17 protein-coding genes and 1 pseudogene are annotated in these 19733 nt (G+C 61.3%); 10 read left to right on the top strand and 8 right to left on the bottom strand.

From position 1 onward, the window contains the following. Positions 1 to 257: 257 nt before the first annotated feature. The gene (gene glmS, locus G520_RS0104195; RefSeq protein WP_028534550.1) at positions 258 to 2087 is read right to left on the bottom strand and encodes a glutamine--fructose-6-phosphate transaminase (isomerizing); all 1830 of its coding nucleotides are present in this window, start codon (positions 2085 to 2087) and stop codon (positions 258 to 260) included. Positions 2088 to 2333: 246 nt separating this feature from the next. Between glmS and G520_RS0104200 the strand changes: the two genes are divergently transcribed. Further along, on the top strand, positions 2334 to 2813 hold the full coding sequence (locus tag G520_RS0104200) for an Lrp/AsnC family transcriptional regulator (protein ID WP_028534551.1): 480 nt from the start codon (positions 2334 to 2336) through the stop codon (positions 2811 to 2813). Between the two features lie 40 nt (positions 2814 to 2853). Here the strand turns inward: G520_RS0104200 and G520_RS0104205 are convergent, their stop codons facing one another. Beyond that, positions 2854 to 3162, bottom strand: coding sequence for a hypothetical protein (locus tag G520_RS0104205; protein WP_028534552.1), 309 nt, complete (start codon positions 3160 to 3162; stop codon positions 2854 to 2856). Between the two features lie 691 nt (positions 3163 to 3853). Here G520_RS0104205 and G520_RS0104215 point away from each other — a divergent pair. The 7 genes from G520_RS0104215 (at position 3854) to G520_RS21515 (ending at position 10579) form a co-directional block, all read left to right on the top strand. Beyond that, on the top strand, positions 3854 to 4162 hold the full coding sequence (locus G520_RS0104215) for a PTS sugar transporter subunit IIB (protein ID WP_028534554.1): 309 nt from the start codon (positions 3854 to 3856) through the stop codon (positions 4160 to 4162). A gap of 19 nt (positions 4163 to 4181) precedes the next feature. Beyond that, entirely contained in the window at positions 4182 to 5507 is a 1326-nt protein-coding gene (locus tag G520_RS0104220; protein ID WP_028534555.1) for a PTS sugar transporter subunit IIC, read from the top strand. Positions 5508 to 5580: 73 nt separating this feature from the next. Beyond that, positions 5581 to 5904 carry a PTS lactose/cellobiose transporter subunit IIA gene (locus G520_RS0104225; protein WP_028534556.1) on the top strand — a complete coding sequence of 108 codons (324 nt, stop codon included), beginning with the start codon at positions 5581 to 5583 and terminating at the stop codon, positions 5902 to 5904. Continuing rightward, a complete protein-coding gene (locus tag G520_RS0104230; RefSeq protein ID WP_028534557.1) occupies positions 5901 to 7304 on the top strand; it encodes a GH1 family beta-glucosidase in 1404 nt (467 codons plus the stop codon). The genes G520_RS0104225 and G520_RS0104230 overlap by 4 nt, the downstream gene beginning before the upstream one ends. A gap of 67 nt (positions 7305 to 7371) precedes the next feature. Then, positions 7372 to 7632, top strand: coding sequence for an HPr family phosphocarrier protein (locus tag G520_RS0104235; RefSeq protein WP_028534558.1), 261 nt, complete (start codon positions 7372 to 7374; stop codon positions 7630 to 7632). A 15-nt stretch (positions 7633 to 7647) separates the two neighbouring features. After that, entirely contained in the window at positions 7648 to 9405 is a 1758-nt protein-coding gene (gene ptsI / locus G520_RS0104240) for a phosphoenolpyruvate-protein phosphotransferase PtsI (RefSeq protein WP_028534559.1), read from the top strand. A 121-nt stretch (positions 9406 to 9526) separates the two neighbouring features. Next, entirely contained in the window at positions 9527 to 10579 is a 1053-nt protein-coding gene (locus G520_RS21515) for a LacI family DNA-binding transcriptional regulator (protein WP_051229003.1), read from the top strand. Here the strand turns inward: G520_RS21515 and G520_RS21520 are convergent. Next, positions 10489 to 11511 (bottom strand): LysR substrate-binding domain-containing protein, encoded by a 1023-nt coding sequence (locus tag G520_RS21520; protein ID WP_051229005.1) that lies wholly within the window; start codon positions 11509 to 11511, stop codon positions 10489 to 10491. The genes G520_RS21515 and G520_RS21520 overlap by 91 nt on opposite strands. A gap of 101 nt (positions 11512 to 11612) precedes the next feature. Continuing rightward, positions 11613 to 12947, bottom strand: coding sequence for a 6-phospho-beta-glucosidase (locus G520_RS0104255; protein WP_028534560.1), 1335 nt, complete (start codon positions 12945 to 12947; stop codon positions 11613 to 11615). Between the two features lie 248 nt (positions 12948 to 13195). Here G520_RS0104255 and G520_RS0104260 point away from each other — a divergent pair, with 248 nt between their 5' ends. After that, the gene (locus G520_RS0104260; RefSeq protein WP_028534561.1) at positions 13196 to 13897 is read left to right on the top strand and encodes a hypothetical protein; all 702 of its coding nucleotides are present in this window, start codon (positions 13196 to 13198) and stop codon (positions 13895 to 13897) included. Positions 13898 to 13939: 42 nt separating this feature from the next. Further along, positions 13940 to 15351 (top strand): annotated as a pseudogene (locus G520_RS21525) (glycoside hydrolase family 1 protein). Between the two features lie 48 nt (positions 15352 to 15399). On the opposite strand, the gene G520_RS0104270 reads toward G520_RS21525, so the two are convergent. The 4 genes from G520_RS0104270 to G520_RS21530 all read right to left on the bottom strand — a co-directional run bounded on the left by G520_RS0104270 (position 15400) and on the right by G520_RS21530 (position 19697). Next, on the bottom strand, positions 15400 to 15822 hold the full coding sequence (locus G520_RS0104270) for a putative adhesin (protein WP_028534562.1): 423 nt from the start codon (positions 15820 to 15822) through the stop codon (positions 15400 to 15402). Between the two features lie 220 nt (positions 15823 to 16042). Beyond that, positions 16043 to 16909 carry an SMP-30/gluconolactonase/LRE family protein gene (locus tag G520_RS0104275; protein WP_028534563.1) on the bottom strand — a complete coding sequence of 289 codons (867 nt, stop codon included), beginning with the start codon at positions 16907 to 16909 and terminating at the stop codon, positions 16043 to 16045. A gap of 197 nt (positions 16910 to 17106) precedes the next feature. After that, on the bottom strand, positions 17107 to 17766 hold the full coding sequence (locus G520_RS0104280; protein ID WP_028534564.1) for a response regulator: 660 nt from the start codon (positions 17764 to 17766) through the stop codon (positions 17107 to 17109). Continuing rightward, on the bottom strand, positions 17763 to 19697 hold the full coding sequence (locus G520_RS21530; protein WP_211222755.1) for a type IV pili methyl-accepting chemotaxis transducer N-terminal domain-containing protein: 1935 nt from the start codon (positions 19695 to 19697) through the stop codon (positions 17763 to 17765). The genes G520_RS0104280 and G520_RS21530 overlap by 4 nt, the downstream gene beginning before the upstream one ends. Between the last annotated feature and the right edge of the window lie 36 nt (positions 19698 to 19733).

The following is a 19733-nucleotide window of genomic DNA, read 5'->3' on the forward strand; positions in this document are numbered from 1 at the left end:
GTCTCCATGCGAGCATATGCAGGCGCATTGCTACATATTGACAAGAAGGGCAATCGCGGAGCCCCCCTATCCGCGCACGCCGACACGGCAGGCGCCGCATCATGGATTGGCGCGTCGAACGACAACGCCAGGCGCCGATCCCCCTCGACCCGGCCTGGCCAATGGGCAGTCAAACGCCCCGCACGTAGCGGGGCGCGTTTCCAACCAGTTCACGACTTTAATTGGCATGAATACCAGTCAAATCAAAGTCCCCCGCCCTACTCCACCGTCACCGATTTAGCCAGATTGCGCGGCTTGTCGATATCGGTGCCGCGTATCACGGCCGTATGGTAGGCGAGCAACTGCAGCGGTACCGTGTGCAGAATGGGCGACAGCAAACCGTAGTGCTCGGCCAGCCGGATCACATGCACGCTCGGGCTCGCGGTCACCGCGCTGTCGGCATCGGCGAATACATAAAGCTGGCCGCCGCGGGCATCGACCTCCTGCATGTTCGACTTCAGTTTTTCCAGCAGCGCGTCGTTGGGCGCCACCGTGACCACTGGCATGTCTTCGCTCACCAGTGCCAGCGGCCCGTGCTTGAGTTCGCCGGCGGGATAGGCTTCGGCATGCAGATACGAGATCTCCTTCAATTTGAGCGCCCCTTCGAGCGCCACCGGGTAATGCATGCCGCGCCCGAGGAACAGCGCATCGTTGCAGCGGGCGAAACGCTCGGCCCAGGCGATGATCTGCGGCTCCTGCGCGAGTACGGCCTGCAGGGCCAGCGGCAAGTGGCGCAAGGCTTTCAGATGTTCCGCCTCCTCGCTATCGCTCAGGCGACCGCGTACCTGGGCCAACGACAAGGCGAGCAGAAACAGCGCCACCATCTGGGTGGTGAAGGCCTTGGTCGAGGCTACGCCGATTTCGACGCCGGCATGGGTGATGAAAGACAACGCGCATTCGCGCACCAGCGAACTGGACGCGATATTGCAGATCGCCAGAGTCATGTCCATGCCCTGTGCCCGCGCATGGCGCAGCGCGCCTAGCGTGTCGGCGGTTTCGCCGGATTGCGACACCGCCACGACCAGCGTATCGGGGTCGGTCGGGCTATCGCGATAGCGGTACTCGCTGGCGATTTCGACCGTGACCGGGATGCGGGCGAGCGTTTCTATCCAGTACTTGGCGGTCAGGCCGGCGTAGTAGCTCGAACCGCAGGCAATGATCAGCACCGTCCGCACGCGTGCGAAAGCAGGCCAGGCCTTGTCGCCGAACAGCTCGGGCATCACGCCTTCCACGTCTTTCAGGGTGTCGGCGACGGCGCGCGGCTGTTCGAAGATTTCTTTCTGCATGAAGTGGCGGTAAGGGCCGAGTTCGGCGGCGCCGGTGTGGACTTGCACCGTCCTCTGCGGGCGTGTGACGGCGCGCCCGTCGGCATCGGCCAGCCAGTAGCGTTCGAGCTGGATATCGACGATATCGCCATCTTCGAGATAGACGATCTGGTCGGTGACTCCAGCCAGGGCGAGGGCATCCGAGGCCAGATAGTGGCCGTCGGCGCCGACGCCGACCACCAGCGGCGACCCCTGGCGCGCGCCGACCACGCGATGCGGCTCTTCCGGGCTGCACACGGCCAGGGCATAACTACCGTGCAATTGGGCGACCGCTTGCGCCACCGCCTCGAACAGATCGCCGCGGTACAGATGATCGATCAGATGGGCGATGACTTCGGTATCGGTCTGGCTGGCGAACACATACCCGGCTTCTTCGAGCCGCCGCCGCAGCACCTCGTGATTCTCGATGATGCCGTTATGGCACAGCGCGATGCGCGGCTGCGCTTCGCTGGGCGAAAAATGCGGATGTGCGTTGTGGGTGGCTGGCTTGCCATGCGTGGCCCAGCGGGTATGGGCGATGCCGGTCAGCCCCTGCAAACCCAGATCGGCCACCCGTTGCGCGAGGTCGCTGACACGGGCGGTGCTGCGCGCCGATTGCAAGCGACCATCGTCATACACGGCCAGGCCGCATGAATCGTAGCCCCGGTATTCGAGCCGTTGGAGTCCTTCGAGTAGCAGAGGGACGATATTGCGCCGGGCGACGGCGCCGATGATGCCGCACATAAGCAACTCCTGGTCAGCGGTAAGTGATGTGCCGATGGTAGAATGCGCGATAAGAAGTTAAATTTCTAATTATCAATATTTTTGAATTATTAAATCACACAAGCACCATTATCATTTATAAATTCATATCTACTATATATTTGAAATTATAAGTCACCGATCAGTAGCGACTCTCCCCTCAAGCCGTGGCGCAGCGCGACGGCGCCCTGACGGACGGGGTTTCGACTACCGAAGGAAAAGGAATGAATGATGAGCACTCTACCGATCGAACTCGACGACCTCGACCGCCGCATTCTCAAGCTGCTGCAGAACGATGCCTCGCTGAGCAATGTCGAATTGGCCCTGCGCGTGCATGCCTCGGCGCCGACCTGCCTGCGCCGGGTCAAGCGCCTGCGCGACAGCGGCGTCATTGCACGCCAGTTGGCCTTGCTGGCACCGGAAAAGCTGGCGCCCAGCCTGACCGTGATTGTGGAAATTTCGCTTGATCGGCAATCGGCCGAGGATCTGGCCGCGTTTGAAGCGCTACTGGCACCCGAGGATGCCGTACTGCAGTGCTACCGTGTTTCTCCTGGACCGGATTTCGTCGTACTGCTGTGCACGACCGACATGGGGGACTACCATGCTTTCGCGCAGCGGGTCTTCGCCGCCGCGCGCAACGTCCGCAATGTGCGTGCGTTCTTCGCCACCCACTGCAGCAAGTTCGAGATCAATCGCCCGCTGCAATGACATGCGGCCGCCCGGGGCGGCCGCATGCGGATACGGGGGATCAGTGTGCGGCGCTTACTGCCGTCTTGCCCCAGCCGGCTTGCAGATACATGGCATCCATCAGCTGCTGTACCACTTCACCGGTATTGGGAAAATGGTGGAATATCGAATTTTCCCAGCGGCCAGTGACAATCAGGGTGCCAGTCTTGGCGTCGAAGATGGACACATCGAGCGCCTGCAGATACATGGTCAGATCCCAGCGCCACGCATCTTCATAGGTGACGATGGCATCGACTCCCGGCACGCTGCGCACGCCTTCGCTGGCATTCTGTTTTACGACAAGGCCGTGCGAGTGCATACCTCGCAGCATGGCTTGATCCATATCGACAGAATTCCCCCCTTTGCTGACAAAAGCAGCACTATGAATCGGCGCTGTCTGGCCAGTGTTGCCCATCATGACCCGGGTGGAGGTTGAACACGCAGCCAACCCGAGACACAGGCAGAGTGAAACGAGAATTTTTTTCATAATGTTTTTAGGTTAAAAATACATATAGATTATGCCTAAAAATTTATGAAAAAACACGTAAAGATGCGCAGGCACACCACCGGCCAGGCCTCGGGGCATGAAAGCGCTCCCTCCTCTCATCCGAGCGGCAGAAGTCGCCCTTGGGACGCGCCGGAATTCGCCGGGTACCCGGCCGACTAGCGCTTTGCGCTCCTCCCCTGGGCGGCCGTTCTCGCCATTCGCGCGGATCCGCGGCCTGCCGCGCCTCGATTGGCGCGGCATTTTCGCAACGCCACCGTCCATCCTCCATCCCCACTGCCCGAGCCCCTGCCACGGCTGCTTTTCTCTCGCCGCGCCCCTGCCTCCCCACAGCTGCACGCCCCGGATATTGCATTGCAACACAAGATATTGTTACCCATTTCAGATTTTCCATATCTATCCCAAACGCCTTGTGGTAGTCTGTAACCGGTTTCTGAGACCGGTTTCATTAATGCACACCGGCCTGGATGACTGGTTAAATTTATGGCACGACTCATTGCACTTGGAGGAGATAGCGATGGTAAAAATATTCCTGTGTTGCGCCGCTGGGATGTCGACCAGCATGGTTGTCAGCAAGATGCGCCAGGCAGCCGCCCAACAAGGCGTCGAAGCCGAGATCACCGCAGTCAGCATGGAGGACTTCGATCGGACCTTGCCCGACTATGACTGCTGCCTGCTCGGACCTCAGATCAAATACAAACTCGACGAGTTCAAGACCAAGGGCGCCGCCCTCAACAAGCCGGTATCGGTCATCAACTCGATGGACTACGGCATGATGCGCGGCGACAAAATCCTGAAAGAAGCGCTCGCGCTCCTGGCCCACTAAACAGAACAGGGAGCCCGCCATGTCAACTAGCCAAGCCTTTTTCGAGTTCATCGAAAACACCATCACGCCGATAGCCGCCCGCGTCGCATCCCAGCGCCATGTCATGGCCGTCCGCGACGGCTTCATTGCCGCCATGCCATTCATGATCGTCGGTTCCTTCTTGCTGGTTTTTGCCTTCCCGCCATTTTCCGCCGACACCCAGCTGGGGTTCGCCCAGTGGTGGTTACGCATCGCCAAGGAATATCAGGGGCAGATTCTGACCCCGTTCAATATGAGCATGGGGATCATGGCCTGTTACATCAGCGCCGGGATCGCTTATAACCTCGCGCAGAGTTACAAGCTCGAGGCATTCCCGATTTCGATGCTGGGTTTGATGGCATTCCTGCTCATCGCCGCACCGCTCAAGGATGGCATGCTGCCGGCCTCCAATTTGGGCGGAACCGGCATTTTCACCGCCATCATCGTCGCCATCTTCACCGTCGAACTGGTCCGTTTGCTCAAGGCATACAACATCGGAATCAAACTGCCCGAGCAGGTGCCGGAGAAAATCCGCCACTCGTTCAACATGCTGATTCCGGCCCTGGTCATCATCCTCACGCTCTACCCTCTGAATCTGTTCATCCAGCATCAGTTCGGCATGCTTCTACCCGAAGCGATCATGGCCATTTTCAAGCCGCTGGTTTCGGCCAGCGACACCCTGCCTGCGATTCTGCTCGCAACCCTGCTATGCCATATTCTCTGGTTTGCCGGCATTCACGGAGCGGCCATCGTCGGCGGCATTCTGCAACCGTTCTATCTGGTCAACCTCGGTGCGAACCAGGCCGCGCTGGCAGCGGGCCATCCGCTGCCGCATGTGTTTATCGAAGCGTTCTGGAGTTTCTTCATCACGCTAGGCGGTTCGGGCGCCACGCTGGGACTGGTTTTACTGTATATGCGCAGCAAGTCGGCGCACCTTCGCTCAGTCGGGGGGCTGGGCATCGTGCCCGCGCTGTTCAATATCAATGAACCCATCATTTTCGGCAGCCCGATCGTGATGAACGCGACCATGTTCATTCCCTTCGTCTTCGCCCCGATGATCAACGCCACGATCGCCTACTTCGCCATCCAGGCCGGTCTGGTCGGCAAAGTCATCGCCCTCGTGCCGTGGACTGCACCCGCTCCGATCGGTGCGGCCTGGGGCGCAGGCTGGGTCATGGGCAACGGCATTCTGGTCCTGCTGCTTATCGCGCTCGACCTGCTGATCTATCTGCCCTTCTTCAAGATTTATGAAAAGCAGTTGCTGGAACAGGAAGCGCTCGAAGAGCAGGACACGCCCGAACACGGCGGCGTCGCTCAAACCGCGTAGACGTCAGACGGTCCGGCGGCGAAGGCCGGACCGGAACACCCACCCTGTCAGGGTTATACCCGGAGTCACGGTAATGGATATCGAAACCACGGTAATGGAGCTGATCATTGCCGCCGGCGAGGCAAAAAGCCTGGCCATGCAGGCTTTGCACTCGGCCAAGCGGGGCGAGTGGGCCCAGGTCGACACGCTACTGGCCGAATCGGCGGCCGCCTCGCGCAGCGCACATGAAGTTCAGACCACACTGATAGGCATGGACGAGGGCGAGGGCAAGCTGCCCGTCACGCTGATCCTCGTCCATGCGCAGGATCACATCATGACTTCGATGCTCGCGCGTGAAATGATCGCCGAGATGATCGAGTTGCATCGCACGATTCAACAATTGAAGGAACCGGCATGAGCGTTTTTCCTCCCGATTTTCTGTGGGGCGCCGCCACGGCCGCCTACCAGGTCGAAGGCGCCCACGACGCCGATGGCAAGGGCCTGTCCAACTGGGACGTGTATTCGCACCTGCCCGGCACCACCTACCAGGGCACCAACGGCGATGTTGCCGCCGACCACTATCATCGCTTCAAGGAAGACGTGGCATTGATGGCCGAACTCGGTCTCAAGAGCTACCGCTTCTCGGTATCGTGGCCACGGCTGTTCCCAAACGGACGAGGCGAAGTCAACGAAGCCGGGGTCAAGTTCTACAGCGACCTGATCGACGAATTGTTGAAATACGGCATCGAACCGATGCTGACCCTCTACCACTGGGACTTGCCGCAAGCCTTGCAGGACGCATTCGGCGGCTGGGAATCGCGCGAGATTGTCGACGCCTTCGATGCCTATGCCCGGCTGTGCTATGAACGCTACGGCGACCGCGTCAAGTTGTGGGCTACGTTCAATGAGACGATATGTTTCATCGGACTAGGCTATCTGACTGGCATGCACCCTCCAGGCGTCAAGGACCCGCGCCGCGCGCTGCAAGCCTGCCATCACGTCTTCCTTGCCCACGCCACCGCCGTGCGCTCCTTCCGCAAGTCCGGTATCCAGGGGCAGATCGGCTTCGTCAATGTGATGCAGCCGAACGACCCGATCACCGACTCGCCGGACGATGTCGCCGCCTGCGCCTGGGCCGAAGGTGGTTTCACTCACTGGTTATTCGACCCGGTGCTCAAGGGCTGCTACCCGCCAGAATTGCTGGCCGCGGCGCAACAGGGATTGGGGGTACCGGTGTTCGCCCCCGGCGACGAAGCCTTGCTGCGCGACAATATTTGCGACTTCATCGGGCTGAACTACTACAAGCGCGAAATGGTTGCGGCGAATAATGATGTCGACGGCTTCGCCATGAATACCTCGGGCCAGAAAGGCGCCGGTGGCGGCATGGGGTTCAAGGGACTGTTCAAGTTCGTGCGCAACCCCAAAGGGGTCTATACCGATTGGGACTGGGAAATCTACCCGCAAGGGCTGACCGACGCGATCATGCGTATCAACACGCGCTACGGCCGGGTTCCTATCTACATCACCGAGAACGGGCTCGGCGCCAAGGACCCCATCGTCGATGGCAAGATACTCGACCAGCCGCGTATCGATTATCTGCGCGACCACATCGCCGCCATCGGCGAGGCCATCAAGCTGGGCGCCGATGTGCGCGGCTACTACCCGTGGTCCTTCATCGACATCCTGTCCTGGCTCAACGGGTATCAGAAGCAGTACGGTTTTGTCTACGTGGACCGCGACAACGGGCTCGCGCGCAAAAAGAAACTCAGCTTCGACTGGTACCGCAGCGTCATCGACACCAACGGCGAACGCTTGTAAGGCAGATGCCGTCGATGCCGGGGGGCGTCGGCGGCAGAATGACCCGACATGACAAAAGGAGAGTGAAATGTTTGAATCCAGCGTAATGATTGCGGCGGAGAACGGATTCCACACCCGTCCGGCTTCGATCTTCGTCAAAGCAGCCAAAGCGTATCAAAGTGAAATTTCCGTCATCAGCGGCGAAAAATCAGCGAACGGCAAAAGTCTGTTCAAACTGCAGACCCTGGGTCTGAGCAAGGGCACGACCATCACCATTCGTGCCGACGGCCCCGACGCCGAACAGGCCGTGAGCGCCCTGAGCGAACTCGTCGAAACCATAGAGGATTGAAGAGCGACCGCGACCATGACATATATCGAACCGCTCAGCGGGATTCCCTGCTCTCCCGGCGTCAGCATCGCCCGCGCGCTTGTGATAGGCGATGACGATATCGTCATCAATCCGACGCCGATCGAAGATGGCGCGGTCGAAGAAGAGATCGCGCGTTTTCACGCCGCCCGCGACGCGGCGCTCAGTCAAGTGCGGGCGATCTCGGACCACCTGGCCCTGTCCGGCAAGGTGGAACAGCAGGCGATTTTCGAAGGCCATCTTGTGCTGCTCGAAGACGAAGAACTGGAGCACGATGTACTCGCGCTGATCCGCCAGTCGCACTACCGCTCCGAGCAGGCTATCCACGAGGCGATCGAGAGCTATGCCAAAATGGTGTCCGATCTGGACGACCCTTATCTGCGCGAGCGCGCGACCGACTGCCGCGACATCGGCGCGCGCCTGATCCGCAATGTACTCGGCGTGCAGACCTTCGACCTCGGCTCGATCGCAGAAGACACGATACTGGTCGCGCGCGACTTCACGCCATCGCAGACCGCGCAGATCAGCCTCGAGCATGTCAAGGGATTGATCTCCGAACTCGGCGGCCGGACCTCGCACTCCGCGATCATGGCGCGCTCGCTGGAGCTGCCGGCCATCGTCGGCGTCAAAAACGCGACCCTGCATATCCGTAGTGGCGACCTGATCGCGCTCGACGTCGAGCACAATCAGATCTGGGTGCGGCCGGATGCGGCCAGGCTGGCCGACATCCGCGCGGTTCAGCGGCAGTACGCGCTGCAGCGCGAGAAATGGCAGGCTTTGCGCGATTTGCCTGCGCTCACGCGCGACGGACATCGTGTCGAGTTGTGCGCGAATATCGGCACGGTCCGCGACGCCGATAGCGCGCAAGCCAACGGGGCTGAGGGCATAGGCTTGTATCGCACCGAGTTCCTGTTCATGGACCGCCCGACCCTGCCGGGCGAAGAAGAGCAATATCTGGAATACAGTGCGATTGCGCGCGCGATGTCCGGCAAGGCCGTCATCGTGCGCACGATGGATATCGGTGGCGACAAGGAACTGCCGTGCCTGGACTTCCCCAAAGAACTCAACCCGTTTCTCGGATGGCGCGCGATCCGCATCTTCTTCGACCGCCCCGACATCATGCTGCCGCAGCTGCGCGCCATCCTGCGCGCCTCGGCCCACGGCCCGCTGCGCATCATGTTTCCGATGGTCGCTGCCGTTGAAGAGTTTCGCGCGCTGAAAGCCCAGGTCTGCGCCCTCAAGGACGAGCTGCGCGCAGACGGGGTCCCTTTCGACGAGGCGATCCCGCTCGGTGTGATGATAGAAACGCCGGCGGCGGCGGTGCTCGCGCGCTTTCTCGCACGGGAAGTCGATTTTTTCAGCATCGGCACCAACGATCTGACCCAGTACACCCTGGCGGTCGACCGCGGCAATGAACAAATCGCCCGGATGTACCAGCCACTGTCGCCGGCCGTGCTCGGCCTGATCCAGCAGGTGATAGACGCCAGCCACGCCGCAGGCAAGTGGACCGGCATGTGCGGCGAACTGGCCGGCGACGAGCGCGCGACCGCGCTGCTGGTCGGCATGGGCCTGGACGAATTTTCGATGAGCGCCATCGCGCTGCCGCGCATCAAGGCCATCGTGCGCAGTCTGGACTATGAGGCGGCGCGGCAGTTGGCGGTACAGGTACGCGAATGCGCGACGCTGGAAGAGGTCGAAGACAGGCTGCAGGCCTTCGCACGCCAAAACAGCGGCGCCTCGGAGGCTTACGAGTGAAGAAGGCATCCCTTATGTTAAGCTTGGTCTTTTGTGCACGACCGCATTAGCGGACCGGGCGGCCACGGTCGGCCGTCCGCCTCGATTGCCACCGAACGACGCATGTGAAGAGGATGAATCCATGGCCACGATAACCGATGTCTGCCGTGTCGCCGGCGTATCCAAGGCCACGGTGTCGCGGGTGCTCAACAACACCGGCCAGGTCAAGGAAAGCACCCGTGAAATCGTCATCCAGGCCATACAGGCGCTGGATTACCGGCCCAACACCCTGGCCCAGGCGCTCGCCAACCAGCGCTCCGACACCATAGGCCTGATCATCTCCGATTTCGCCGGCGGCTATTTCGGACGGCTGCTGCGCCAGGCGACGCGCAGCGCGGACGAAGCCGGCATGCAATTGATCGTGACCGACGGCCATGAAGATGCGGAGCGCGAGCGCAAGGCCATCGACATGCTCGTGCATCGCCGCTGCGATGCCATCGTGCTCTACAGCCGCTGCATGGGGGATGCCCAGCTCACGCAATTGACGCGCGAGCTGCCGGTTCCGCTGATCGTATTGAACCGCTACCTGCCCGAGGCTGCCGAGCGTTCGGTCGTCTTCGAGCAGTCCGGTGCGGCGCGGATGGCGACCGAACATCTGATTGCACTCGGCCATCAGCGCATCGCCTGCATCACCCCCAAGCTGGCTTCGCGCACCGGCCAGCTGCGCTTGCAGGGCTATAAGGACGCGCTCAACGCTCACGGCATCGCACTCGACGAAGATTTGATCAGCGCAGGCGCGTTTTCCCCGTCAACCGGCTACGAGGCATGCAGCAAGCTGCTGCAGACGGGCAAATCCTTCACCGCCCTGCTCTGCTGCAGCGACATGATGGCCGAAGGGGCCTATCGCGCGCTGGCCGAACGCGGGCTGAAAATTCCCGAAGACGTCTCGGTATTCGGTTTCGACAACGATCCGGCCACGGCCTACATGATTCCGGCACTCTCCACTGTGAAGCTGCCTATCAGTGAAATGACCCGGCAGGCGATCCAGCAGGCGGTCAAACTCTCGAACGGGCTGCCGGTCTCGCCGATCCCGCCCTTCATCGGTCAGCTGATCCTGCGCGAATCGGTGGCCAGCGCCTCCGGGCAGGTCTCGCAGGAAAAACTCGCGCCTCCGACCGAGATCGAAGACGACTGAAACGCCGCATCCAGCTGTGGGGCCCCGCGCATATCGCTTGCGACCTGGCGCAGCCAGTTGGCGAGCGCCTGGTAGCGCGGACGCTGGGCGTGATCGCGCGAACAGCACAGACTGTAGCTGCGCTCGGCCGGGATCGCTTCGGTGAAAGGCAGAGTCAACTCCCCTCTGAGCACGGCCGGTTCAACCAGATGCCAGCGCCCCATGGCGAGCCCCATGCCGTGCTTGGCCGCCTCGATCGCGACCGCGTGCTGATTGAAGACATACTTGCGATTGCGGTGCGGCAATTCGATACCGACCACCGTGCTCCATTGAGTCCACTCCTGTGCCAGATCGCGGTTCTCTATCGATTCGGTGCAGTGCAGCAAGGAACAGCCGCGCAAATCGCGCCGTCCGGTCAAGCCGTGATCGAGCGCGTAGGCCGGACTGCACACCGGCAACAGCCATTCGTCGAACAACGGCCAGACCTGCAAGTGCGGCATGTCGGAACGGCCATAGTGAACGGCCATATCGATAGGATCGGCTTCGAAATCAGGCAAGCCGCTCTGCGTCTGAAACACCAGATCCAATGATCGATACTGGGATTTGAAGCCCTGCAGCAGCGGCATCAGCCACAATTGCCCGAAAGCCGGCGGCAGACCGATGACCAGGGTGCCCCGCAACTCCTGAAAACGGATATCGGCGATGACTTCGTTGATATGCTGCAACGAAACGGACAAGGCGGCCAGCAACTGTTCGCCCTCGGCCGTCAGCGACAGTCGGCGCGAGAGGCGCAAGAACAATTTGAACCGCAGCATCGCTTCGAGCCGCTGCACGCGCTGGCTGATCGCCCCCTGGGTCAGATGCAGCTCCTCCGCCGCACGGGTAAAGCTCGAATGCCGTGCGGCGACTTCGAATGTATGCAGCAGAGCCAGCAGGCTTTGTTCAACGAGCACAGCATCCCCCTTTCCGTTCCGTTTCCGGTGTCCCCAAACCACGCGCGCGACGAAGCCCGGCGCGGCGGCCGGGCTTCGACACGCGTCGGCAGCGCCCGTTCTTACATCAGATGGCGCGCGCAGTACTCTTTGAACTGCGGCAGATAACGGATGTTCTCGCGAATCGTTTCATCCAGCGCCGTCTCCAGCACCTGCCCGGTCTTGACCAGCGGATTCAGGTTCAGGGCGCGCAGGGCCGACTGATAACTTCCGGTCACCGCCGCATCGATGGTGAACCGTTCGTAGGCCTTCATCAACACCAGCATGGCCTCGGTGTCTTCATCGAAGCGCGCCACATTGAGCGGCAGCGGGCCGGCGCGGGTTATCAGCGACGTGGTCTCGATCGCGCAATCGTCGGGCAGGCAGGCGATGGTGCCGTTATTGCGCACATTGACATGCATGAGCACGTGCTTGTCGTTGTAAATCGCGCTCATCAAATCACATGCCGCGTCGGAGTAATACTGACCGCCGCGCCCTTCGAGTTCGACCGGCTTGCTGTACAGGGACGGATTTGCATAGATCTCGAACAGCCGGGTTTCCAGCGCCTTGACCACTTCGCCGCGGGTGCCCTCCTTTTCGGCTTCCTCGACGAAATGGGTATAGGTGTCGTCGGCCTGAAAATAGTAGCGATGATAGGGGCAAGGAATCTGGCGCCGCTGTTCAAGCAATTTACGCGGCCACTGCGCGTGCGGAATGTTTTTCGGGTTGAACGCTTCGTTGTCTTCGAGAAACAGTTCCAGAACCTCGGGCAGCACATCCTTGCCATGCAGCATGACCTGGCGCGCAAAAATAAAGTGGTTCAGACCCGACACCTGCAGCACAACGTCCTTTTCCTCTGCCTGCAAGGCCTTGGCGATCCCCTTCTGCATCAGCACCGGCACATTGCACAAGCCAACCGCCTTGACTTTGGAATGACGCAAGATGGCCTCGGTCACGATGCCCGACGGGTTGGTGAAATTCAACAACCAGGCATCCGGGCACAGCTGTTCCATTTCATGACAGATGTCCAGCACCACAGGAATCGTGCGCTGTGCCTTGGTAAAGCCGCCGAGGCCGTTGGTTTCCTGGCCCAGCATGCCGTACTTCAAGGCGATGCGCTCATCGCGGATCCGCGCTTCGAGCAAGCCGACACGAAATTGCGAACAGACAAAATCGGCGCCGGCGAGCGCCGCCTTGCGATCGCGAGTCAGCACCACCCGGGTATCCAGGCCCGCATGCTCGATCATGCGCCGTGTCAGCGCGGCGATGATTTCCGCCTTATGCCAGCCGTCATCGATATCGACCAGACACAATTCGCCTATCGACAGTTCTCCGCGCCGGGCGATAAGACCATCGACCAATTCCGGGGTATAGCTGGAGCCGGCGCCTATCACGACCACCTTGATTTTGCCTTGCATCTTCCCACTCCTCTGTCATTGAACGTACAATACCGATGTAACCGGTTTCAAAAGACAACAAGCTAATTGTAACCGGTTTCAAAACAAGGAGAAGCGAAAAATCCTCCACCATGGATTAGCCATACTAATGCCAGTACCGAATATGAAGACAGTGAGCACCCCGATCTCCCATTCCGGATAAGGACACAGCGGCAAGCGGGCCGTTGCGCGCAGGAGGCCACAGCGATTCGAAAAGGAAGACTGCCCCAATGTATGTATCCCGACTTTTGAAAGGCGCCGCGGCCGGCGCACGTGCGAACCTGGTGCCCGGCCTGATCCTGCAGTCCGCCGCGGCCATCATTCTGGCTCTCTATTACCTCGCGCCCGGATTGCGTCCGGGCTTCGAGTTTTTCTCGACACTGAAAACGCAGTGGGGCTATCTGTACTCGGCGCTCACCACGGCGCTATGCGGCGGGCTGGTGCCCTATCTGTTCTTGCGGCTGACCGGGCGAGGCCAGGCCAGCGCCGGGCGCGAATTGAGTTTCTACCTGCTGTTCTGGGCCTTCCTCGGCATCCAGGTCGATGCGCTCTACCGCGGCCAGGGTGTGATGTTCGGCAATGACGTGACTCTCGCGGTACTGGCCAAGAAAGTGGCTTTCGATCAATTCGTTTTCACCGCCTTCTGGTCGGTACCGCTGGCGACGATCTGTTATATGTGGAAAAACGCCGACTACCAACTCGCGGCGCTGCGCCTGCAACTGCGCCGCGAGTTCTTCGTACTGCACCTGCCGACCATGGTGGTCTCGGCCTGGCTGATCTGGATCCCGGGGGTTGCCATCATCTACAGCCTGCCTCCGGCCCTGCAGATTCCGATGTTCAGCCTGGTGCAGTGTTTCTGGTCGCTGCTGGTCGAAGTGCTCAATAGCGCCAAGACGGCCAGCGGCGCGACCCCGGCGCGGATGACCGCGTAAGCGCATGACTGCGCCCTTCCTTATCACGATCGAGGAGTCGATATGACAATTAAATTTCCAGACACATTTCTGTGGGGTGGCGCCGTGGCGGCCAATCAGGTCGAAGGCGCCTATCGCGAGGACGGCAAAGGGTTGTCCACGTCCGATCTGCAACCGGATGGGCTCGTGCATGACAGCGTCGAGCGCATCGATGGCGATTGGGGCATCAAGGATCAGGCAATCGATTTCTATCATCGCTATCCCGATGATATCGCCCTGTTCGCCGAAATGGGCTTCACCTGCCTGCGCATCTCGATCGCCTGGACACGGATCTTTCCCAATGGGGACGAAGACACCCGAACGAAGCGGGTCTGGCCTTCTACGACGCCCTGTTCGACGAAATGCACAAGCACGGCATCGAAGCGCTGGTCACGCTCTCGCACTACGAAATGCCTTACGGCCTGGTGAAACACTACGGCGGCTGGGGCAATCGCCGAACCATCGATTTTTTCGAACGCTACGCCCGCTCGGTTCTGACCCGCTATCGCGGCAAAGTCAAACGCTGGTTGACATTCAATGAAATCAATACCTCGCTGCATTTTCCGTTCACCGGCGTCGGCCTGCCGGAAGCGAGCGGCGAAGCCGCGATCTATCAGGCCATCCACCATCAGCTCGTCGCCAGCGCACGGGCGGTGGAAGCCTGCCACGAGATCATTCCCGATGCCACCATCGGCAATATGTTGCTCGGCGGCATCCGTTACCCGCTGACCTGCCATCCCGACGACGTGATCGAGACGATGAAGTCCAATCGCGACTGGCTGTTCTTCGGCGACGTTCAGGCACGCGGTTATTACCCGTCCTATATGCGCCGCTTCTTCCGGGAGCGCGGCATCGCGCTGACGATCACGCCGGACGATGAAAAGACACTGCGCGCCAACACCGTCGATTTCATTTCCTTCAGCTACTACATGAGCGGTTGCGTGAGCACGGATGCGGAGAAAAACCGGCTGGCGCGCGCCAATATTCTGAACATGGTGCCCAACCCGTATCTGCCCAGTTCCGAGTGGGGCTGGCAGATCGATCCGCAAGGCCTGCGCTACCTGCTCAACGTCTTGTACGACCGCTATCAGAAACCGCTGTTCATCGTCGAGAACGGCCTCGGCGCCAAGGATGAGCCCGAGGCCGATGGGTCGATCAACGACGACTACCGCATCGCCTACCTCAACGATCATCTGGTACAGGTCGCGGAAGCCATCGACGACGGCGTCGAGGTGCTCGGCTACACCAGTTGGGGACCGATCGATCTGGTCAGCGCCTCGACCGCGCAGATGTCCAAGCGCTACGGTTTCATCTACGTGGACCGCGACGATCAGGGCCGGGGAACGCTGGAGCGGCGACGCAAGAAAAGCTTTTACTGGTATGCGGACGTGATCAAGAGCCACGGCGCGACGCTGCGGCGCCAGCCTGCGCGCTGATGGGCAAGCGCCGGCCGCGCGGACGCGAGCGTCCGTGCGGCCGGACACTCAACGGCAGGCGTTAAAATAAACGGTCACGTCATCTTTCCCGACCTCGATATTGAGCTGCTCAATCGCCAGAGTCAGCAAATTGGAAAGCGTGATCGACTTCTGCTCGGTGGTGCCAGCGATATCCACCACCGCCTGCGTGGAACCCGCGAGCAGCACGCCGGAAACATAACGCGCATCTTCAAGATCCCACAGGACGTAGTCGTCGATGTTATCGCCAGTAGAGTAAGTCTCGACGACCCGACTATCCACTTTCGTAAATTGGCTGGCGGCCAGTTCGGCATAGATCTTCTCCGACGTCGGGTAATCGAGTTCCTCCCCTTGTCGGACAAAGAACATGAAGCGCCATTTCCCGGCAACCGGAAACGGCACCTTGTCCCTGACTTGCGCATGCCCCGAAACCTGCAGAACAAACTTGGCCATATCGCCTCCGCAAAGCAATGAATGGAAATGCCGTACCGCGGATGGCGGTACGACAAGAACCGGCCCGGGAAGGGTAAAGCCGGAAATCCCGGATGATGAACGGCCCTCAGAGTTGGAACGCGGCAGACCGACGTGTGTGAAGCCATGCCGCACAGGCAGACGAAAGCGGGCCGGGGGCATGGCCCCCGACCCGCTTTTAGTCCGGCGAACCCGCCCTCGTTCAACCGGCGAACTTGACTTCCGGCAGGCCGGCCACGTCCACCTGGAACAGGATGACCGCGCCTTCGTTGGGGTTGGCCGCCAGTTGTTCCGGCGTCATTTTCTGGCAGGCGCTGGTCACGAACATCGTCTTGTAGTCGGCGCCGCCGAAACACGGCATGGTCGGAATCGATACCGGCAGCTCGACGGTTTGCAGCAATTCTCCCTGCGGACTGATGCGCAGGATCTTGCCGCCCGCGTACAGCGCGGACCAGTAGCAGCCTTCGCTATCGACCGTACCGCCGTCGGGACGGCCCCAGCCTTGCGGGACGACGAAGAACTCGCGCTGATTGCTCGCATCGCCGGTCGCCGGGTCGTAATCGCACTGGTAGATGGTCAGGCCCGGGGTATCGGACCAGTACAGGGTCTTGCCATCCGGGCTGAAGGCCATGCCATTGCAGGTCCAGCTCTTGCCGATCAACTGGCGCACGGCCAGCTTGGCATCCAGCTGATAGAAGGTGCCGTAGGAGTCGTCTTTGCGGCCATTCATGGTCCCGGCCACCAGTCGGCCCTGACGGTCGCAACGGCCATCGTTGAAGCGCTGATGCGGTTTGTCCGCCTCCGGGTCGACGATCGGACGGACGACCGGATTGAGCAGATCGTCGATAAACGCCAGGCCCGACTGCAGTCCCACCACCATGCCGCCCTTTTCGCGCAAGGCGAAGCAACCGATTTCTTCTTCCAGCTGGATCACATGACGCGAACCGGTAGGCAGATGATGTCCGAGGATCTGGTGTTGCAGGATATCGACCCACCACAGGGTATTCGTCTGTTCGTCCCAACGCGGGCACTCGCCCAGCTGATAGCGGCCTTCGGATAGTGTTTTCATCGATCGTCTCGTGTCAGTAGTAATAAGGCTGCGGTCCATCCGCGGCCCCGGGCGGCGCAAAGGGCAACAAAATGTAACCGGTTTCATGTCTGGCAAGATCATAGCACCGCCGGACGGCCCCGCCAAGCGGCGGCAACGCGGCCAGCGATCCCGTTTGCGATCGGTCAACAGACGCCGCCCGCGACGGGGACTCGGGCCTAGCCTCCCATGCCATGCTCGACCGCGTACACGGCGGCCTGCACCCGGCTGGAAAGGCCGAGCTTCTTGAGAATATTCTGCACATGAATCTTGACTGTGCTTTCGGCCAGATCGAGATCACGCGCGATCAGTTTATTGCTGTCGCCGCGGGCCAGGCAAGCCAGCACCTCCCTTTCGCGAGCGGTCAAGCGCTCGTGGTCGGCAGCCCCCGCCGGCGCATTCGCCTGACCGGCCAGGCGAAACTGCTGCACCAGCTTGTCGGTCATGGCTTCCGAGACCACGGCCTCGCCGGCGCAGACGCGACGAATCGCGCCGGTCAGACTATCGGCATCGATGTTTTTCAGCAAGTAGCCGCGTGCCCCCGCGTGCAGCGCGGCAGCCAGATCGGCAGCGTCCTCCGACACGGTCAGCATCAGTACCGCCTGAGCCGGATGATCCTGCAGCATCAGGCGCAGCGTCTCCACTCCGCTGAGTCCCGGCATGTTCAGATCGAGCAACACGATGTCGGGCGCCAGTTCGCTCACCCGCTTGATGCCTTCGCTGCCGTCCGGGGCCTCCCCCACGACATTGAAACCGGGCTGGCGGGTCAGCAGCAAACGCAAACCGCTGCGAAACAAGCTATGGTCGTCGACCAGCAGAATCGTGATGGCATCGCTCATTCTTTTTCTTCTCCTTCCCGCCGCGGCAGGAACAGACGCACCTCGGTGCCGCCGCCCGGGCCGGGCAGCCAGTCGAGTTCCGCCCCCAGACGCTGGGCGCGTTCTTTCATGATACGCAGGCCGACATGCTGCTCGGGCAACACGGCGGCCGCATCGAAGCCGCAACCGTCGTCGCACACGGTCAGGCGCACGTCCGTCCCCTGGGCATAGACGACGTCGACCTTGCGCGCGTGCGCGTGTTTACGGACATTGGACAAGGCCTCCTGCAGAATGAACAGCACCTGCAGTTGCGCATCCGCCGGTAGCGGCGCCCCCTGCCCGCCGGCTTCGAAATGCGTGTCGACGCCGGACTGCTGACCGAATTTATCGACCGCGATGCGCATCGCATTGGGCAGGTCGCCCTCTTGTAAACGACTGCGAAAATTCAGCAACAGCTCGCGTACGTCGTCGTAGCTCTCCTGCACCCCGGCCTTGAGCATGGGGACGATGTCCAGCCCCTCCGCCAGCTGCCCTCGGGTGAGCGAATCCTCCAGCATCTGCACCTGCAGATTCAGGAAGCTCAAGCCCTGCGCAATGCTGTCATGCAAGCCCTGGGCCAGTAGCCCGCGTTCTTCCGAGACCGCCAGTTCGCGCTCGCGCGCCGCCAGCCTGACGTTCTCCAGCGCGGTTCCGAGGTGGTTGCCCAGGGTATCCAGCCATTGGCGTTCGCGCGCGCTGAAGGTGCGCGTCGTGCGGAAATGCAGATTGAAGGTGCCGGTCTGGCGGTTGCGCGCGCGCAGCGGGAATACGCCGAGCTGCAAAAACCCTTCATCAAAGCAACCGGGACGGCGCAAGGGAAGCTGGCGCCGCAGATCGTAGAGCGTCGCCATGGTCCCGCCGACATTCTCGCTGCACAGACAATCCCCTGGCATCAGGCACTGCTCGGCGGCGATCAGGGCCGGCGACAGGCCGCTGTGCACCGTCAGAAACGACGCGCTATTGAGAGGATCGAGCGTACGCACGCTGCCGCCATCGGCGCCGAAGCCCTCCATCACCCTGTCCAGGAAACCGCGGCACATCGTCTCGGCATTCTGGGTATCGTTCAAAAAGGCGGCAATATCGTATAACAGGGCCAACTCGCGGTTATGGACATTCAACGCCGCCGTCTTGTCGGCGACCCGGCTCTCGAGCGTGGCGTAGGACTCGGCGAGCCGGGCAGCCATGCGGTTGAACCCGGATGCCACCTCGCCGAACTCGTCACCGGATTCGACAGGAAGGCTGACGCTGAAGTCCTGCTCGGCCATGCGGGCGATCCCCTCGCGCAAGCGGCCGAGCGGGCGAAACACCAGCAGGAACATCAGATATATCTGCGTGACGGTCCCGACGACCGCCAGCGCCACCAGTAGCATCTGCGAGGCGCGCAACCACAAGGTGTGACGTTCGTTAGTCTGCTCGATGGAGAGCACCAGGCCATCGACCTCGTGCACAAACGCATCGAGATCGGTGCGCAAAGCGAGCCAGTCTCCCAGCCGTTCGCCGCCGAGTACCGCCTCGGCGCGCGCAGCGACGTTTTGCTGATAATGCCGCTCGACGCGGGCGAAGCGCGCCCGCACGTCGGCGTCGGCCGGCAGGTACAGCGGTCGTCCCGGGTCGCCGTTGCGCAGCAGGGCCAGAGTCGCGTCGAAACCCCGGCGTTGGCGCAGGATTTCGACGCGCAAGGCCTCATCGGGCGCCACCGCATAACGTTGCAGGGAGAGTCCCAACTGATAGCTTCGCATGCGCAGGCTGCCGGCGGCATTGATGGCGGCACCCCCGCCCTCGAGCTGCCACGACAGGTACAACGTGCTGCCGATGGCGAGCAGGCCGAGCAGCAGCGCACCGAGCAGCATGGCACTGACCCGGATCGCCAACTGCCGCCGCAGCGGCAGCGCGCTGGCGACGGCCGCCATCATCGGCCGCCGGCCGGCGCCGGCCTTGCTCTATGCATC

This window comes from Paludibacterium yongneupense DSM 18731 (genome assembly GCF_000422925.1).
Classification (GTDB): domain Bacteria; phylum Pseudomonadota; class Gammaproteobacteria; order Burkholderiales; family Chromobacteriaceae; genus Paludibacterium; species Paludibacterium yongneupense.

What these genes read in the sequence shown, in the direction of transcription:
- glmS (WP_028534550.1), bottom strand. Translation starts at nt 2,087, where the DNA reads ATGTGCGGCATCATCGGCGCCGTCGCCCGGCGCAATATCGTCCCTCTG.
- G520_RS0104200 (WP_028534551.1), top strand. Translation starts at nt 2,334, where the DNA reads ATGATGAGCACTCTACCGATCGAACTCGACGACCTCGACCGCCGCATT.
- G520_RS0104205 (WP_028534552.1), bottom strand. Translation starts at nt 3,162, where the DNA reads ATGCTGCGAGGTATGCACTCGCACGGCCTTGTCGTAAAACAGAATGCC.
- G520_RS0104215 (WP_028534554.1), top strand. Translation starts at nt 3,854, where the DNA reads ATGGTAAAAATATTCCTGTGTTGCGCCGCTGGGATGTCGACCAGCATG.
- G520_RS0104220 (WP_028534555.1), top strand. Translation starts at nt 4,182, where the DNA reads ATGTCAACTAGCCAAGCCTTTTTCGAGTTCATCGAAAACACCATCACG.
- G520_RS0104225 (WP_028534556.1), top strand. Translation starts at nt 5,581, where the DNA reads ATGGATATCGAAACCACGGTAATGGAGCTGATCATTGCCGCCGGCGAG.
- G520_RS0104230 (WP_028534557.1), top strand. Translation starts at nt 5,901, where the DNA reads ATGAGCGTTTTTCCTCCCGATTTTCTGTGGGGCGCCGCCACGGCCGCC.
- G520_RS0104235 (WP_028534558.1), top strand. Translation starts at nt 7,372, where the DNA reads ATGTTTGAATCCAGCGTAATGATTGCGGCGGAGAACGGATTCCACACC.
- ptsI (WP_028534559.1), top strand. Translation starts at nt 7,648, where the DNA reads ATGACATATATCGAACCGCTCAGCGGGATTCCCTGCTCTCCCGGCGTC.
- G520_RS21515 (WP_051229003.1), top strand. Translation starts at nt 9,527, where the DNA reads ATGGCCACGATAACCGATGTCTGCCGTGTCGCCGGCGTATCCAAGGCC.
- G520_RS0104255 (WP_028534560.1), bottom strand. Translation starts at nt 12,947, where the DNA reads ATGCAAGGCAAAATCAAGGTGGTCGTGATAGGCGCCGGCTCCAGCTAT.
- G520_RS0104260 (WP_028534561.1), top strand. Translation starts at nt 13,196, where the DNA reads ATGTATGTATCCCGACTTTTGAAAGGCGCCGCGGCCGGCGCACGTGCG.
- G520_RS0104270 (WP_028534562.1), bottom strand. Translation starts at nt 15,822, where the DNA reads ATGGCCAAGTTTGTTCTGCAGGTTTCGGGGCATGCGCAAGTCAGGGAC.
- G520_RS0104275 (WP_028534563.1), bottom strand. Translation starts at nt 16,909, where the DNA reads ATGAAAACACTATCCGAAGGCCGCTATCAGCTGGGCGAGTGCCCGCGT.
- G520_RS0104280 (WP_028534564.1), bottom strand. Translation starts at nt 17,766, where the DNA reads ATGAGCGATGCCATCACGATTCTGCTGGTCGACGACCATAGCTTGTTT.
- G520_RS21530 (WP_211222755.1), bottom strand. Translation starts at nt 19,697, where the DNA reads ATGATGGCGGCCGTCGCCAGCGCGCTGCCGCTGCGGCGGCAGTTGGCG.